A 13525-nucleotide genomic window follows, 5' to 3' on the forward strand; every position below is an offset into this window, starting at 1 on the left:
TCAGCATCGGAGGAGGCCCGCCCTCATTGGCGGAGCCACACGGGTGAGCACTTTCAGGGATCAGATCTGGGTATTTTCACTGAGCGCCGTCACCATCGGGCAGCGCTGGAGGGGCGCTGGGCTACGACGATGCGGTTCTATGCCGGCCCGACGCTGCTGGTGATCGACGAGCTCGGCTACCTACCGCTGCCCGGTGAGGCTGCGTCGGCGCTGTTTCAGGTTGTCTCGCAACGGTATATGAAGACATCGATCGTGATGACCACCAATCGTGGTGTCGGATCGTGGGGTGAAGTGCTCGGTGACAACACCGTCGCCGCGGCCATGCTCGACCGGCTCCTGCATCGCTCCGTCGTGCTCAACCTCGACGGCGATTCCTACCGGCTGCGAGACCACAACGCCAGATCGGAGAAGCTCCGCAAAGCCACCACCGGAACCCGCCAACCACTACAGTGAAGACCGCTCACGAGTGGGGAATTTCGGTGAGCGCGGTTGGGGAATTTCACTGAGCCTCGTCAGGCCTGGCCAGAGGCGTGAACCGTTATCTGTCGGTCGCAGCAAACGCCCCGCGCTGAGTTCAGGTTCAACGTCTGACTTGCAGCCCACAGGCAGGTCGCGGCCTCGGTGAGCGCCGGTCCATTTCATCGACTGTCGCACAAAACAGGCAGAATCCCGGATTTTTCACAAGTAGCTGGCGAATAGTCCGATTCTTGCCCTTTCGTCGTGCAAAACTGCTTCGACAACAGCGGTCGCGCAGCGCCGCGGGCAGTGGGGGTTCTATGTTCGGCGTGCGGCCGGTTCTGGTGGTGATGGCAGTTCTGCTCACCTTCGTAGCGGGCGTGCCCGCCGCTGCCCAAGAGATCGACAAAGAAGGTCCTGTACCGAGTCAGCCGGCGCGGATCGAGAACCGAATCGATACCAACCCGACGCTGACGTGGCTGTCGGTGTATTCGCCGAGCATGGATCGGACCATCGAGGTCCAGGTTCTGACCCCCGCAGAGCATAACGGCCCGCGCCCGACGCTGTACATGCTCAGCGGATCCGGGGAGAACGAACCGTCGAGCAGCATCTGGCTTCGCAAGGGGAACGCAGCCGAGTTCTTCCGTGACAAGAACGTCAACGTGGTTCTCCCGCTTGCCGGGCCGGCGAGCTTCTACACCGACTGGGAGAACGACGACCCGCGCCTCGGCCGCTACCGCTTCGAAACCTTTCTGACGCAGGAACTCCCGCCGTTGATCGACGCGGAGTTCGAGGGCAACGGCACTGACGGTATTGCGGGCCTGTCGATGGGCGCTCAGTCGGCAATGATGCTGGCCGCTCGGAACCCGGACAAGTACTCGGCCGTCGCGGCGTACAGCGGGTGCTTCTTATCCGAGGGCATACTCGGGCAAACCGTCATGCGAAGCATCGTTGCCGGTTACGGCGGCAACGCCAACAATATGCTCGGTGGGCCCCTCAACGAGGGCTGGGCCGCCCACGACCTGCTGGTGAACGCGGAAGCACTGCGTGGAAAGTCCATCTACCTCTTTTCCGCCAGCGGCCTCCCCGGTCCGTACGAGCGGTACGAGACGCTCGAAGACCTCGACACGCTGGTGATCGGCGGTGCGATCGAAGTAGGCACCGACTTCTGCACGCGCCTGCTCCGCGACAGGCTCGTCCAGCTGAACATCCCGGCCACATTCGATCTGGGCAGCCCCGGTACGCACTCATGGCCGTACTGGGCCGACCAGCTCGCAAAGAGCTGGCCGACGCTGGCCGCGGGGATCGAGCCGTGAGCTGTTCCTGCTGAGCAACATCGGGATCGTACTGGTGTCTTCTGCCAGTGATCGGCGTCGTCTGCACCTCGGATCGAAGTTGGCTACGCTCCGAATCAGACGATAGGAGAACGTAGATGGGTCTGCAGGAACTCGAAATGTTGGTCAACCAGACTGCCACCGCTGGTGAACCTTTCGAGCGTGGAGCCGACGAGGCAGAGCAGAGGTATTTGTCTTCCCTTGCTGCCCGGCCGAGCACGACGCTGATCTGTGAAGTCGGGTTCAACGCCGGCTACTCGAGTTGGGCTTTCCTGTCTGCGTCACCCGACGTGACTGTCGTATCTTTCGACTTGGCCGCCTACGCCTACAGCGCCGACGCGAAAGCCCATGTCGACGAACACTTTCCGGGCCGCCACACCTTGATTCAGGGGGACTCGCACACCACCGTCAAGGCGTATGCGAAGCAGCACCCGGACGTGCGGTTCGACGTCATCTTCGTCGACGGTGATCATTCGGTGGAAGGTGCTCGGGCAGACCTCGACGACCTACGTGCCCTCGCCACCCCGGACACGGTCGTCGTCATGGACGACATCACGCCGTGGCTCTGGTTCGGTGAAGGACCGACTCAGGCGTGGCAGGAAGCAGTCGACTCGGGCCGAATTCTGCACACCCAGTACTTCCGCGACGGAGAGCCTGTAGATGCTGTGACTCCGCCGGCCGCCCGTGCGTGGGCCGAGGGCCGCTACCCCTTCTGACACCACTGTCTACCCACAGATTGTGCAGATGCCCACCTGTGACGGTGGGTAGATGAATATTCTGTAGGCGAAGGTCGGCTACTTCTTGCCCCGCAGCTTCTTCTCCAACGGCGTCGGGAACGACGGGACCACCGCGGTGCCGTCGAGCAGAGTAGTGAGTCGTTCTGTCTCGGCTGCAACGGCTTTCGAGACCGCCAATCCGACGTCTTCGAGCAGTTCGGTCACCACTTCTCCGGAACCGGTCACTGCCCATCCACCGACGATGCGGCCCTCGGACCAGATGGTCGGACCGATGTTGCCGAAGGTGTCGAACAGGGGTGCCTTGTGTTCACCCAGGTACCAGGCCCGGTGCTTCCACCCCATCGGTGTGGGGTCGAGCGCAGGCAGCAGCATGACACTGGTGCCGGCGGGTTTGTCGAAGGTGGTGCTGGGCAACATTATTCCCTCACCTTCGATCAGTTCGACGGTCATGGTGTCGAGGCCCGAGACCGCACCGCGAGTCTGCGTCTTGTTCCAGCCCGCCCACCACTGCAGGTCGTCGAGTGTCGCCGGTCCGAATACTTCCAGCCAGCGGCGGGCGAGTTCGGCGCGTGCCTCGGTTTCGTCGAGTTCGGGAATTCCGTCCGGCCACCAGTGATCGATCGGTGCCCACGCGTGCCGCCGAGAAGTCCATGCTCCCCGCGGTTCGACGCGCACCAACTTGCCTTCGGCGGCCATCATCACCAACACCTCGGACGTGACGTACCGCTTGACGTCGTACACCTTGTCGGTGGTCGGCAGGTATGCCGTCTTCAAGCCGGGGACTGCAGCGGACAGCTCGGCTCCGGTCGCAGTTCCCAACGACCGCAACATCGATTCGGTCTCGGTTTCGGTTGCCTCGAGCCAGGATTCGACATCGTCGATCACCGGTTCGGTCGGCAACGTCGAGACTTGTTTGACCAAGCGCGCCCGCATGGTGTGGGCAACCCCGAGGCTCGCGGCGGCATGGACCATCGGAACGTCCTCGTGAGCGACGACGAACATCGTGCGACGCATCGCCATCAGCCGGACCAGGGTTCGGCGTTCGTACATCGCGTCACGAACATCGGACAGTCCCAGCGACCGGGCCCGCGCCAGCACCGACAGATACACGGTCGCCGGGTCGGTGGCATGCAACGCGAGCAGGGAGGACACGACGTCCTCGGTAGTCGATACGCGTGCGAGATGCTGCGCGACGAGTCGGTGTCGCCGCTGGGCGTCGGTGATCTTCACACGATCAGTGTGACGGCTTCCGGGGCCCGGAGCCGACATAACCGGTCAGAAGGGCGTCGGCGATAGCGTCGGAACATGGCAGTCGACTTCTCCTGGTCTCAGTTTCTCTGGATTGTCTTCGTTTTCGTCGCCGTACGGTCGGCATTCTGGGCAGTGCTTCTGTGGGCCAGGTTCTCCAGACAGCGAGATAGGGCGGGCACCGGCTCGCTGGGGTTGTGGGCCACCGGATCGATTGCTGTTGCAGGGGGTTTCGTCTCGTGTGCAGCGTGGCTGACCTGGTCTGGCGACTATCGGGGCGAGTTCCGAGGGCCTGGTCTCCCGGCACCGAACGAGTTCCCGTCATGGCAGGTCGCCGGGTGCGGGGCGACGGTCGTGTTGCTGTGCCTGCTGGCCGCGCGACTGTCTCGCTGGGTGCAATCCGGCGGACACGTCGCTGCGTTGGGCACGACGGCGGGTTTCGCGACGGAATTCTGCATCGACGCGAGCACCGATGTCACCGGACAGTCAGGAGTGGGGGTCATCCTGTGCATGATGGGCTGGGGAACCGGCTTGACTCTGCTGATGCTCGTACGGAACACGCTCGTCAAGCGAAAGCGGCCGACGGCCCACCCCTAGAAGTCCTCAAAGCTGGACGCCCGTTGCCTCGACCACGCTGGCCCACAATGCATCTCGAACGCGAGGTGAGTCTCCACGCCAGGACGGGTAGTGCGTCGGACGCGGTGCTCGGTCGTGCCAGAAGGTGCCGGTGCGGGTCAGTGCAGGATCGGCGGCCACGAGCCAGACGATGGTGTCGGCACCGTCGTCGGCGCTGCGCAGAATCGGCTTCATCACCGAACCGAACATCGGCATCGACCCGGTGACGCCCGGAGTGGCTGCCCAGCCGGGGTGCATGCTGTGCACCACGGGATCGTCTTCGAGCGAGAAGCGTTCGGCCAGTTGCTCGGCCACCACCACCTGCATTCTCTTCGTCCGAGCGTACGCAGTCATTCCCGAGTACTTGCCGTTCTCGTACTCGAAGTCCGAGTTCTGCAGCGGCACTGCATACATCCCGCCGCTCGACACGAAGACCACCCGCGATCCGGCGTCGAACAGCTCTCGTAGACCGACCGTCAACGCGACAGGCCCGAGAACATGAGTGGCGAAGGCGGATTCGTGCCCCTGTGCAGACAACTGCCGCCCGTCCGGCATCACCCCTGCGCAGTGCACCAGGGCGTGTACCGACGTGAGTTCGGACGCCAGTGCCGCGACCAACGCCGCCACGGAATCGAGATCGCTGATATCGCACTCGCGCACCACGAGGGACGCGTCGGGCACCTCGGTCCGTATCGCCGCGGCGGCGGACTCGAGCCGATCGGCCGACCTGCCGATCAGATGCACTCGCGCTCCGAGCCGCGCGAGTTCCTTCGCGGTGGCGGCCCCCAGCCCGGACGAAGCACCGGTCACCACCATGTCGATGGGCGAGGCGAACGGCGTCGGATCGGCGGCCCAGAACCGGCGACGCACGGTGGAGCCGATTCGGGAATAGCCGGGAACGATGGCTCGGTCGAGGATCGTATCCACCGTGCGGCTCAGCAATGACATGCCGCTCTGATACCCCGCGCCAACCGGATGTAAGCGCATCGACACCGACCGGTCGATGCCATGATGAGTCCATGGCGCACATCACGGTCTCCGACGTCACCCGCGACATCCTCGCCGACCTGCCCGCTCACCGACGCGAGACCTTCGAATTGCGTCTCGAGCAGTGGTTTCCCGATCTGCACGACGCGGTCACCGCCGTCTACCCCGATCCCGACGCAGTAGCGTCCGGCCTGGTGGACATCGCCGCCCATGCCTATGCGGCACGGCCCGAGGACCTGCACCGGCTCGATCAACGCCGCCTGCTCGAACCCGACTGGTTTCAACAGCCCGACATGTTCGGCTACGCCTGCTACGTCGACCGATACGGGCAGACCCTGCGCGGGGTGGGCGACAGGCTCGACCATCTGACCGATCTCGGTGTCACCTATCTACATCTGATGCCCCTGCTGCAACCACGGCCCGGAGACAACGACGGTGGCTACGCCGTGATGGATTACCGCGCGGTGCGAGAGGACCTCGGCACCAACGACGATCTGCGCGCGCTCGCGGAGACGCTGCGTGGACGCGGCATCAGTCTCGTGGTCGATCTCGTTCTCAATCACGTTGCCCGCGAGCATGAATGGGCCGAGAAGGCGCGCTCGGGTGATCCGAAGTATCGAGACTACTTCCTGATCTACCCCGATCGCACCACCCCGGATTCGTACGAGCGCACTCTCCCCGAGGTGTTTCCCGACTTCGCACCCGGCAGCTTCACGTTCGACGACCAACTCGGCGAATGGGTATGGACGACGTTCAACGAATGGCAGTGGGATCTGAACTGGGCCAATCCTGCTGTGCTGCAAGAGTTCGCGAGCATCGTGCTGCATTTGGCCAACCTGGGGGTAGAGGTGTTGCGCCTCGACGCCATCGCATTTCTGTGGAAGCGGCTGGGAACCAACTGTCAGAATCAACCCGAGGTGCATGCGGTCACCCAGGCCCTGCGCGCCACCGCTCGGCTCGCTGCTCCGGCCACTCTGTTCAAGGCCGAGGCGATCGTCGGCCCGCGTGATCTGCTGCCGTATCTGGGTCAGGGCCGCCACACCGGACGAGTGTCGGACATCGCCTACCACAATTCGTTGATGGTGCAGGTCTGGTCGATGTTGGCCACGGGCAGTACGGCTTTGGCGCGTCACGCATTGGCGTCGCTGCCTCCGACGCCGCCCAGTGGAACCTGGGTCACCTACGTTCGGTGCCACGACGACATCGGCTGGGCCATCGACGACGGCGACGCGGCGTCACTCGGGCTCTCGGGCGCAGGGCATCGCCACTTCTTGGCCGACTGGTACTCCGGCGAATTCGACGGCTCCTGGGCCGAAGGTCTGGTGTTCCAATACAACCCGGATACCGGTGACCGCCGGATCAGCGGAACGGCAGCCGCCCTGACCGGTCTGGGGCCGTCCCGTCTCGATCCCGACGGTGCGTTCGGCCGAATCTTTCTGGCGCACGCCATCATTGCCGGATGGGGTGGGATCCCGGTCGTGTGGAGCGGGGACGAGCTCGGTTCCCCGGGCGACCCGAGCTGGGCCGAGGAACCGGCTCACGCCGAGGACAACCGGTGGGTGCATCGGCCGCACGTGACCGACGCCGATCGAGCCGGTCGGTTCGAGCATGGGAGCGACGCGCAGCGGGTGTTCGACGGTATCGCTCGGATCGCGAAGGTGCGCGCTGGATTGCCGATGTTGCATGCCGAGGCTCCCGTGGACGTGCAGAGCGAGTCGGACGACGGTCTGCTCGTCGTCCGCAGGCGTCATCCGAGCGGCACCCTGGTGGGTCTTTACAACGTCACCGCCGAGCACCGCTCGTTTCCGCATGCGCAGCTGATCGAGCTCGGCATACCGGCCCCGACCGAGGTGCTTTCGCAACACGATCTGCACGTCGACGGCACCGGATCGGTGTGGTTACCGCCGTATGCAGCGTGGTGGATCGTCGACGGCCGCGTGCACTAGAAGAAGCATCATCGTGACCGAGCTGTTACCCTCCCCCGGAACGGGTGGGCTGGATACGAACAAGGGGACAATCTCGATGCTGCATGCTCGGATACGAAGTCTGGTGCTCGCTGTAGTGGCGGTAATGGTCGCCACGATGGCCACGGTGCTGATGGGGACCGGTGTGGCGAAGGCCAGTTCCGAGCTCGTCTACGTGTACTCGCCGTCGATGGACAAGAACATTCCGATCAAGGTGCTCACAGTGGCCGGCGACGGACCCGCGCCCACCCTGTATCTGCTAGACGGTCTGCGCGCGCCCGACAACGACAGCGGCTGGCTCATCGAGACCGACGTCGAACAGTTCTTCGCCGACAAGCACGTCAACGTAGTCATTCCGTTCGGCGGCGGCGGCACCTTCTACTCCGACTGGCAGCGCGACGACCCCAAGCTCGGACGAGTGAAGTGGGAAACCTTCCTCACCCAGGAACTGCCCCCGTTCATGGCCGACCGTTTCGGCAGCGACAACGTCAACAACGCCGTGGCCGGCCTGTCGATGAGCGGCACCTCCGCGCTCAACCTCGCCGCGCATCGTCCGGACTTCTACAAGGCAGTGGCGTCGTTCAGTGGCTACCCGACCGCGAGCAGCCCCGGATTCGCGCAGGGCATATCGGTTGCCGTCGGCGAGATGGGCGGCAACGCACGCAACATGTGGGGCACCTGGCCGTCTGCGGACTGGATCCGCAACGACCCGTCGCTCAACGTCGGTGCACTGCGCAACACGGCCGTGTTCGTCTCGTCGGGCAGTGGCTCACCGGCTACGGACCCTGTGTTCAACCCAGCCAGTAGCCGCTTCGACCCCGTCAAGTTCGCGCAGATGGTGCCGCTCGAGACAGCCGCCGGCATGAGCAGCCGCGCGTTCGTTCCGTTGCTGCAGGCCGCAGGCGGGCGACCGAACGTCAAGATCACCGGTACCGGTGTGCACTGGTGGAACCACTGGGAGCAGCACCTGCACGATGCGTGGTTCGAGACGATCGCCCCTGCTATCGGCGGCTGAGCCGTCGCTCGTCCAGTAGGTACCGCAATCGCCGCGAGACAGTGCCTCGAAGGGTACCCGCACTCAGTGCCCACATGCCCGTGGGTAGTGGCGACAACGCCTTCGGCAGCCACGGATTTCGGATGACGAGTCCGTAGCCGAACAGCACTATCGCCCGTACGCTCGGCAGTTCTGCTCCGTACGGCCGGTGCTTGCGAAGGACATCACAGGCGGCCGCTCCGTATCCGATGCCCTGCTGAAATGCCGCGCGGGCGGTCGTCCGCAGTCGGTAGGCGACCATCGCGTCGGGCACGTGGCCGAGCGTCAGGCCGGCCTCTTGTATGCGCCACGAAATGTCCGTGTCCTCACCGCCACCGAGGAAGTTCTCGTCGAACATGCCCACCTGATCGACGACGCGCCGCCACATTCCGAAGTTGTTCCCGTGCGCGTACGGCAGGTACGTCGTCTCGAATCGATCGTCGGGTGCGGGCACCGCGCGCCATGTCGCTACCTCCGGTGAGTTCAGCGTCTGTACTTCGATCGGACCGCCGACGGCGTCGTACTTCTCCGCGGCTCGGGTGAGCGCGGTGAGCCAATTGGGATACACGGCATCGTCCTGGTCGGTGAAGGCGAGGAAGTCTCCACGAGCGGCCACGATGCCGGCGTTTCTCGCGTGCGGGGTGCCCCGGACGTCGGAGCTGTCGATCCAACGAATGTCCAGTGATGATTCGAGTTGCTCGATGTGCTGACGAAGTCCGTCGGTCGAGCCGTTGTCGCTGACAATCACCTCGAAGTCGCCGTCGAAATCCTGCGCGGCGAGGGCCGACAATTGCACATCGAGATCGGGTAGACCGTTGAAGCACGGTATGACGACAGATACAAAACCGACTGGCATGTTCGTTTACATTACTTGGTGCATCGCCGTTATTCTGATCGTCATGACTTCGCCGAAGATCACCGTCGACTACACCGTGCTGGACTGCCCGGAACCCGCTGAACTGGCGCGCTTCTACAGCACCATTCTCGGCTGGGCACCGGTCGATGACGACGGGGACTGGGTGGTGATCCACGGTCCGGGCGAGTTGCGTCTCGCCTTCCAGAAGGCGCCCGACTTCACGCCCATCGACTGGCCGAGCGAGGGCATCAAGATCCACCTCGACCTGGTGGTCGACGACATGGGGCAGGCCAGGGATTTCGTCGTCGACGCCGGAGCGACACTGATCGACCACGCACAGGACTCGTTCTGGGTGTACCGAGATCCGGTCGGGCATATTTTCTGCCTGTGCAAGCGCACATGAACTAGGCCACCCGCGCTGCCGGGGAAGTCATCCCGTTGGCGTTCTGCCGCTGATCTTCCTGCTCTCTGAGCCACTGCGCGAGAACCTGGCAGCCGGTGAGACCGTCCGCGTAATTCTCGCGCGCGTAGGCGATATGGCGACCGCCGCCCGCGTTGGTCCACTCCCACCGGCGCCAGCGCATGGACTGCGGTAGGTTGCCGGCCACCTCGCCGGCCGCGGTGCGGAGGCGTCGAACATCTCTCGCCCACTGCGAGGGTCGCAGTCGAGTCCGCGTGGCGTTTTGGAAACTGTTGCTGCGCAGCAGCATCCACAGCTCACGCAGCCACGTTTTCGGTGTGCGAAACGACATCCATCGGGTGAGGTCGGCGATGTCGCGAATCAGGCTGTCGTCGCTGGCATTGCAGATCATGTCGGTCGCGAGGCCGATCCACCGCACCGGGATCGATGCGGGCAGAGCGGGGCCCGCCCCCGCGACACCGCGTCCGGTGCATCCGCTCACCGCGCCGACCGGTTGCTGAGGATCGGACACCAAGCCTGCAGCGACGATGCGGGTTCCGTCGATCGTTCCGTCGGCGACGAGTCCGAGCACCTCGCGGACAACGGTGGCCCCTTGGGAGTATCCGATCAGTGCGATCGGCCCGGTGGTGGTCTCGATCGCGCGGCGGAGGCGTCGAACACCGATGTCGGCACTGTGGCGGAAGCACAGGCCGCCGAACGCGACGGGACCGTACGACGCCGGGTAGCCGACCCATCGGCCGACGAAGCGGTCGTCCAGTTGGCCCACGACGCAGGCGAGCAGTCCGGTGACGCGCGTCCGACGGTCGGATGGATGCGACTCCCCGGTACCGCCGACCGCGAGCACGGTCACCTGATCCTGATTCATGGTTCGAGTCTGTCCGGTGAACCTGAGCCCGGCACCCGACAAACGCTGAGAACTGCCTGGCAGTTCGGTCCCGATCAGGTCGAGGCAGCGCGTACTTCGTCCAGAGCGCCGCGAAGAAGCGACTCGTAGCGGTCCGGGTCCGGTACCGCGGCACTGTTGGAGGTGATGCCGATGGTGACGGTATCCCCGATGCCGTGTACGCCGTGGGTCACGCCCATCGCGGGGGAGAGGGCGGGAAAGCCTGCGGTGAACCGGACGGTGCCTCCTGCGAGCGTGAGGTCTGCGGCACCTCGCGAAACGCTGGACACGACGGTGTTGCCGGTGACCGTGGGAGGCGTCGCGGCCGGGTCGAACTGGTCGACTCCCCATTCGGCCAGAAACGCCGGTACATGTAGTTCCACATCGTCCTGTGACGCGCGCGCCGCTCGCGCCAGTGGATGATCTGCACGAATTCTGCGCGCGGCCAGGTCATCCGAGATGAGCTGCACACGGGTGCGGATGTCCGGTTCGTCGGTGAACAGTCCGACGCCCACGTTGCCGAAGTTGTTGCGCGCGTGCCCGCGTGCCTGCCGGGAGAGGGTGACCTCTGCGGCCAGATCGGCCGAACCGCCGAGAAGCTCCTGCAGCGCAATCGATATGGCGGCGAGCACGAAGACGGTGACCGTGATGCCTTCGGCGTGTACATCCGACTTCGCAACAACGATGGTCCGGACGGACGTCCGGCCGGTAGGCGGCACGTCGAGCGCGGTCAGGGCCCGCGACCGAGCGGGCGGCGGGACCGAACCCGAGTCGGTGGCACGCCCGAGCGCCAGCGCGTCGCGTCGAGCGCGTAGACCACCGCGAAACATCAGCAGCACACGGAACGGAAGGGCCGCAGCGGCAAGCACACTCGCCAGCGGCTCGATCCTGGCGGACCGCGAACTGCAGACGGGGGCGAGTCGATGCGCGCCGAGCAGGTCGCGGGCGATCGTCGATGCGAGTGCTCCATCGGCGGCTGCGTGTGAAAGCTGCAGCACAGCAACGACAGTGGGCCCCGGTCCGCCCGGCGCATCCGAGATGTTCGGGTACAGGTGCAGATGCCACACCGATACGGCGGGATCGACCTGATCGACGAAGGAATTCGCGACTGCCTCGAGGCACTCCGTCCAGGTGCGCGGAGTGGCGTGAACGGTGACGGTCTCGGTTCCCGGATCTGTGTCTGCCCACCGGGGATAATCGACGCGCAGAGGCACGTTCGTGATGTGCTGTCGCAGCAGTTCGATGCGAGCGCTGCGTTCGCGCAAGCGCACCACCTCGGCCTCGATGTCGGCGGCGTCGTGCTCGCCCGGTCCGGCGTCGAAGCAGTACAGCAGGAACTGGTCACTGGGAATTTTCGACGCCATCCAGTACGCCCGGGCATCGACCGGGTGCAGTCTCGTCGATTCGGGTCGATCACGGGCCACGAGCAAGAGCCTAAGCGCCGCTGCGCTACCGGGCAGATTGCGAACTGACCGGTTCGGTTCTGTGAATCCTCACCACGACGGCCCGAGGACTTCTTCGATTACTTCGCCGATTCCCCACGGAATCGGCGCTAGCCTGTTTCAATGCATTTCCCCGCCGTCGGTACGCGACGCCGTGACACGGCGCGGTCGGTGTCGTGACGCCCAGAGTCGCCTCGGGTTATCGGGCCGGTCTTCGCGCCTCGACCAACGCTGCCGCCTCGGCCGACTACGTCACCGATATTTCCTACACCGAGTACGGTTCGGCGGCCTGCACCCTGGGCGTGGCATCGGACAACACTGTGTTCCTCGCCCCGGCCTTCACCGTCGACGGTGTCGGTGTATTACGTTCTTCCGACTTCGGAAAGTCCTGGCGTGCATCGGTTCCGGAGGGCGGACGGGGAAGCCGACATCGGCCGTATCTGTACTTCGACGGTGTCGACGACCGACTGTTTCTCCATACCGGCCGATTCGGCGCAATCCCGCCGCACCCGCTCCGTGCTGGATTCACACTCGCGGTCAGCGATGATCGAGGCGAAACCTGGCGCAGCCGAAAGGTGGCGTCCACAGCCCGGATGGACGCGACACTGTTTGCGGGACCGAGAAACACCGGAAGTGGAAGAGTCACCTATCTGTCCGCTCCGACTCCGTTCTCGGTGCGGGCGCGGCCACTGATCAACGTCACCCGCCAGGTGATCTGGCGCTCCTTCGACGGCGGCGTGAAATGGGAGGTGGCCGGCGGGTTCGACATCGATCCGAAGAACATCCCGGGTCTGCCCAGCCGTGAGTACGTCACATTCGGCAAGGGCGTCGTCGGGCCGGACGGCACGATCTACATCGGCGGTCGGTACGGCCGACGGTTTGCCGTGGCAGTCAGCCGCGACGAAGGTCTGACGTGGGATGTCCGCATGGTTCCCGGGTCGGCACTGGCGAAGTATCACGGCCCGCTGCACTTTCTGCTGCTCGGGTCGCGCTATCTGCTGCGGGAGTCGACGGCCGTCGACGACGATGGAAACGTGTATGTGGTGTGGCCGGACCGCGACGGTCTGCTGCATGCCGCCTGGTCCTCCGATGGAGCGGTGACCTGGTCGAGGCCGGTGGTCGTCTCTGCGCCGGGTGTGCGAGACGCCCGTTTCGGCGCTATCACCGCCACCGGGTCCGGGCGGGTGGGTATCGCCTGCTACGGGCGCGAGCGAGGGCGCGCGTTCCACGGGTTCATCGCGCAGTGCCGCGACTTTCGTACCAACAGACCGGTCTTCGTCGGGGGGAAGTACAACGAACCCGATGCGCCGCTGTTTCCGCGCGGTTTCTGCAGCGGCTTCCGGGATGTCGTGTCGGGACATGCACTCAACGAGATAGTTCGCGTTCACTTTGCACCCAACGGCGATCTTGTCGTCGGGGCGGCGATGCAGATGCGAGGCAAAAACCGGCAGCGTCCCTGGGCTGCGCGTTCCGAACGCACCGAGATGCAGGCCGTCCTGGGCCGGTTGGGGAGGATCGACGGAGCCTGAAAAACGAAAGACCCTGCAGC

General features: G+C 64.8%; 13 protein-coding genes. 8 read left to right on the forward strand and 5 right to left on the reverse strand.

Annotated elements, in window-relative coordinates:
- The 3 genes from ACIGGF_RS23900 to ACIGGF_RS23910 all read left to right on the forward strand — a co-directional run.
- Positions 1-453: ATP-binding protein (locus tag ACIGGF_RS23900; protein ID WP_397523576.1), on the forward strand; the 453-nt coding region annotated here is incomplete at its 5' end.
- Positions 454-776: 323 nt separating this feature from the next.
- Positions 777-1772 (forward strand): alpha/beta hydrolase, encoded by a 996-nt coding sequence (locus ACIGGF_RS23905; protein WP_397523577.1) that lies wholly within the window; start codon positions 777-779, stop codon positions 1770-1772.
- A 116-nt stretch (positions 1773-1888) separates the two neighbouring features.
- Entirely contained in the window at positions 1889-2506 is a 618-nt protein-coding gene (locus ACIGGF_RS23910; protein ID WP_397523578.1) for a class I SAM-dependent methyltransferase, read from the forward strand.
- Positions 2507-2584: 78 nt separating this feature from the next.
- On the opposite strand, the gene ACIGGF_RS23915 is transcribed toward ACIGGF_RS23910, so the two are convergent.
- Positions 2585-3757, reverse strand: coding sequence for a winged helix DNA-binding domain-containing protein (locus ACIGGF_RS23915; RefSeq protein ID WP_397523579.1), 1173 nt, complete (start codon positions 3755-3757; stop codon positions 2585-2587).
- Between the two features lie 75 nt (positions 3758-3832).
- Between ACIGGF_RS23915 and ACIGGF_RS23920 the strand changes: the two genes are divergently transcribed.
- The gene (locus tag ACIGGF_RS23920; protein ID WP_397523580.1) at positions 3833-4372 is read left to right on the forward strand and encodes a hypothetical protein; all 540 of its coding nucleotides are present in this window, start codon (positions 3833-3835) and stop codon (positions 4370-4372) included.
- A 6-nt stretch (positions 4373-4378) separates the two neighbouring features.
- On the opposite strand, the gene ACIGGF_RS23925 is transcribed toward ACIGGF_RS23920, so the two are convergent.
- Positions 4379-5338 carry an SDR family NAD(P)-dependent oxidoreductase gene (locus ACIGGF_RS23925; protein ID WP_397523581.1) on the reverse strand — a complete coding sequence of 320 codons (960 nt, stop codon included), beginning with the start codon at positions 5336-5338 and terminating at the stop codon, positions 4379-4381.
- Between the two features lie 71 nt (positions 5339-5409).
- On the opposite strand from ACIGGF_RS23925, the gene ACIGGF_RS23930 reads away from it, so the two are divergent.
- Both ACIGGF_RS23930 and ACIGGF_RS23935 read left to right on the forward strand, forming a co-directional pair.
- Positions 5410-7323, forward strand: a complete 1914-nt coding sequence (locus tag ACIGGF_RS23930) for an alpha-amylase family protein (RefSeq protein WP_397523582.1) — start codon at positions 5410-5412, stop codon at positions 7321-7323.
- Positions 7324-7399: 76 nt separating this feature from the next.
- Positions 7400-8356, forward strand: coding sequence for an alpha/beta hydrolase (locus ACIGGF_RS23935; RefSeq protein ID WP_397523601.1), 957 nt, complete (start codon positions 7400-7402; stop codon positions 8354-8356).
- Here the strand turns inward: ACIGGF_RS23935 and ACIGGF_RS23940 are convergent.
- Positions 8343-9230 (reverse strand): glycosyltransferase, encoded by an 888-nt coding sequence (locus ACIGGF_RS23940; protein ID WP_397523583.1) that lies wholly within the window; start codon positions 9228-9230, stop codon positions 8343-8345. The genes ACIGGF_RS23935 and ACIGGF_RS23940 overlap by 14 nt on opposite strands.
- Positions 9231-9273: 43 nt before the next feature.
- Here ACIGGF_RS23940 and ACIGGF_RS23945 point away from each other — a divergent pair, with 43 nt between their 5' ends.
- A complete protein-coding gene (locus tag ACIGGF_RS23945) occupies positions 9274-9633 on the forward strand; it encodes a VOC family protein (protein ID WP_397523584.1) in 360 nt (119 codons plus the stop codon).
- Position 9634: 1 nt separating this feature from the next.
- On the opposite strand, the gene ACIGGF_RS23950 is transcribed toward ACIGGF_RS23945, so the two are convergent.
- Together ACIGGF_RS23950 and ACIGGF_RS23955 are read right to left on the reverse strand one after the other, a co-directional pair.
- Positions 9635-10516, reverse strand: coding sequence for a PE-PPE domain-containing protein (locus tag ACIGGF_RS23950; RefSeq protein WP_397523585.1), 882 nt, complete (start codon positions 10514-10516; stop codon positions 9635-9637).
- Positions 10517-10590: 74 nt separating this feature from the next.
- Positions 10591-11958 carry a WS/DGAT domain-containing protein gene (locus tag ACIGGF_RS23955; RefSeq protein WP_397523586.1) on the reverse strand — a complete coding sequence of 456 codons (1368 nt, stop codon included), beginning with the start codon at positions 11956-11958 and terminating at the stop codon, positions 10591-10593.
- A gap of 194 nt (positions 11959-12152) precedes the next feature.
- Between ACIGGF_RS23955 and ACIGGF_RS23960 the strand changes: the two genes are divergently transcribed.
- Positions 12153-13505: a hypothetical protein gene (locus ACIGGF_RS23960; protein ID WP_397523587.1), complete on the forward strand. Its 1353-nt coding sequence runs from the start codon at positions 12153-12155 to the stop codon at positions 13503-13505.
- Positions 13506-13525 lie beyond the last annotated feature (20 nt).

Source organism: Rhodococcus sp. NPDC078407, assembly GCF_044542515.1.
Lineage (GTDB): Bacteria > Actinomycetota > Actinomycetes > Mycobacteriales > Mycobacteriaceae > Rhodococcoides.

Bases quoted from the DNA above. Each gene is read 5' to 3' on its own strand.
- ACIGGF_RS23940 (WP_397523583.1), bottom strand. From the start codon at position 9,230: ATGCCAGTCGGTTTTGTATCTGTCGTCATACCGTGCTTCAACGGTCTA.
- ACIGGF_RS23935 (WP_397523601.1), top strand. From the start codon at position 7,400: ATGCTGCATGCTCGGATACGAAGTCTGGTGCTCGCTGTAGTGGCGGTA.
- ACIGGF_RS23905 (WP_397523577.1), top strand. From the start codon at position 777: ATGTTCGGCGTGCGGCCGGTTCTGGTGGTGATGGCAGTTCTGCTCACC.
- ACIGGF_RS23925 (WP_397523581.1), bottom strand. From the start codon at position 5,338: ATGTCATTGCTGAGCCGCACGGTGGATACGATCCTCGACCGAGCCATC.
- ACIGGF_RS23945 (WP_397523584.1), top strand. From the start codon at position 9,274: ATGACTTCGCCGAAGATCACCGTCGACTACACCGTGCTGGACTGCCCG.
- ACIGGF_RS23920 (WP_397523580.1), top strand. From the start codon at position 3,833: ATGGCAGTCGACTTCTCCTGGTCTCAGTTTCTCTGGATTGTCTTCGTT.
- ACIGGF_RS23930 (WP_397523582.1), top strand. From the start codon at position 5,410: ATGGCGCACATCACGGTCTCCGACGTCACCCGCGACATCCTCGCCGAC.
- ACIGGF_RS23910 (WP_397523578.1), top strand. From the start codon at position 1,889: ATGGGTCTGCAGGAACTCGAAATGTTGGTCAACCAGACTGCCACCGCT.
- ACIGGF_RS23950 (WP_397523585.1), bottom strand. From the start codon at position 10,516: ATGAATCAGGATCAGGTGACCGTGCTCGCGGTCGGCGGTACCGGGGAG.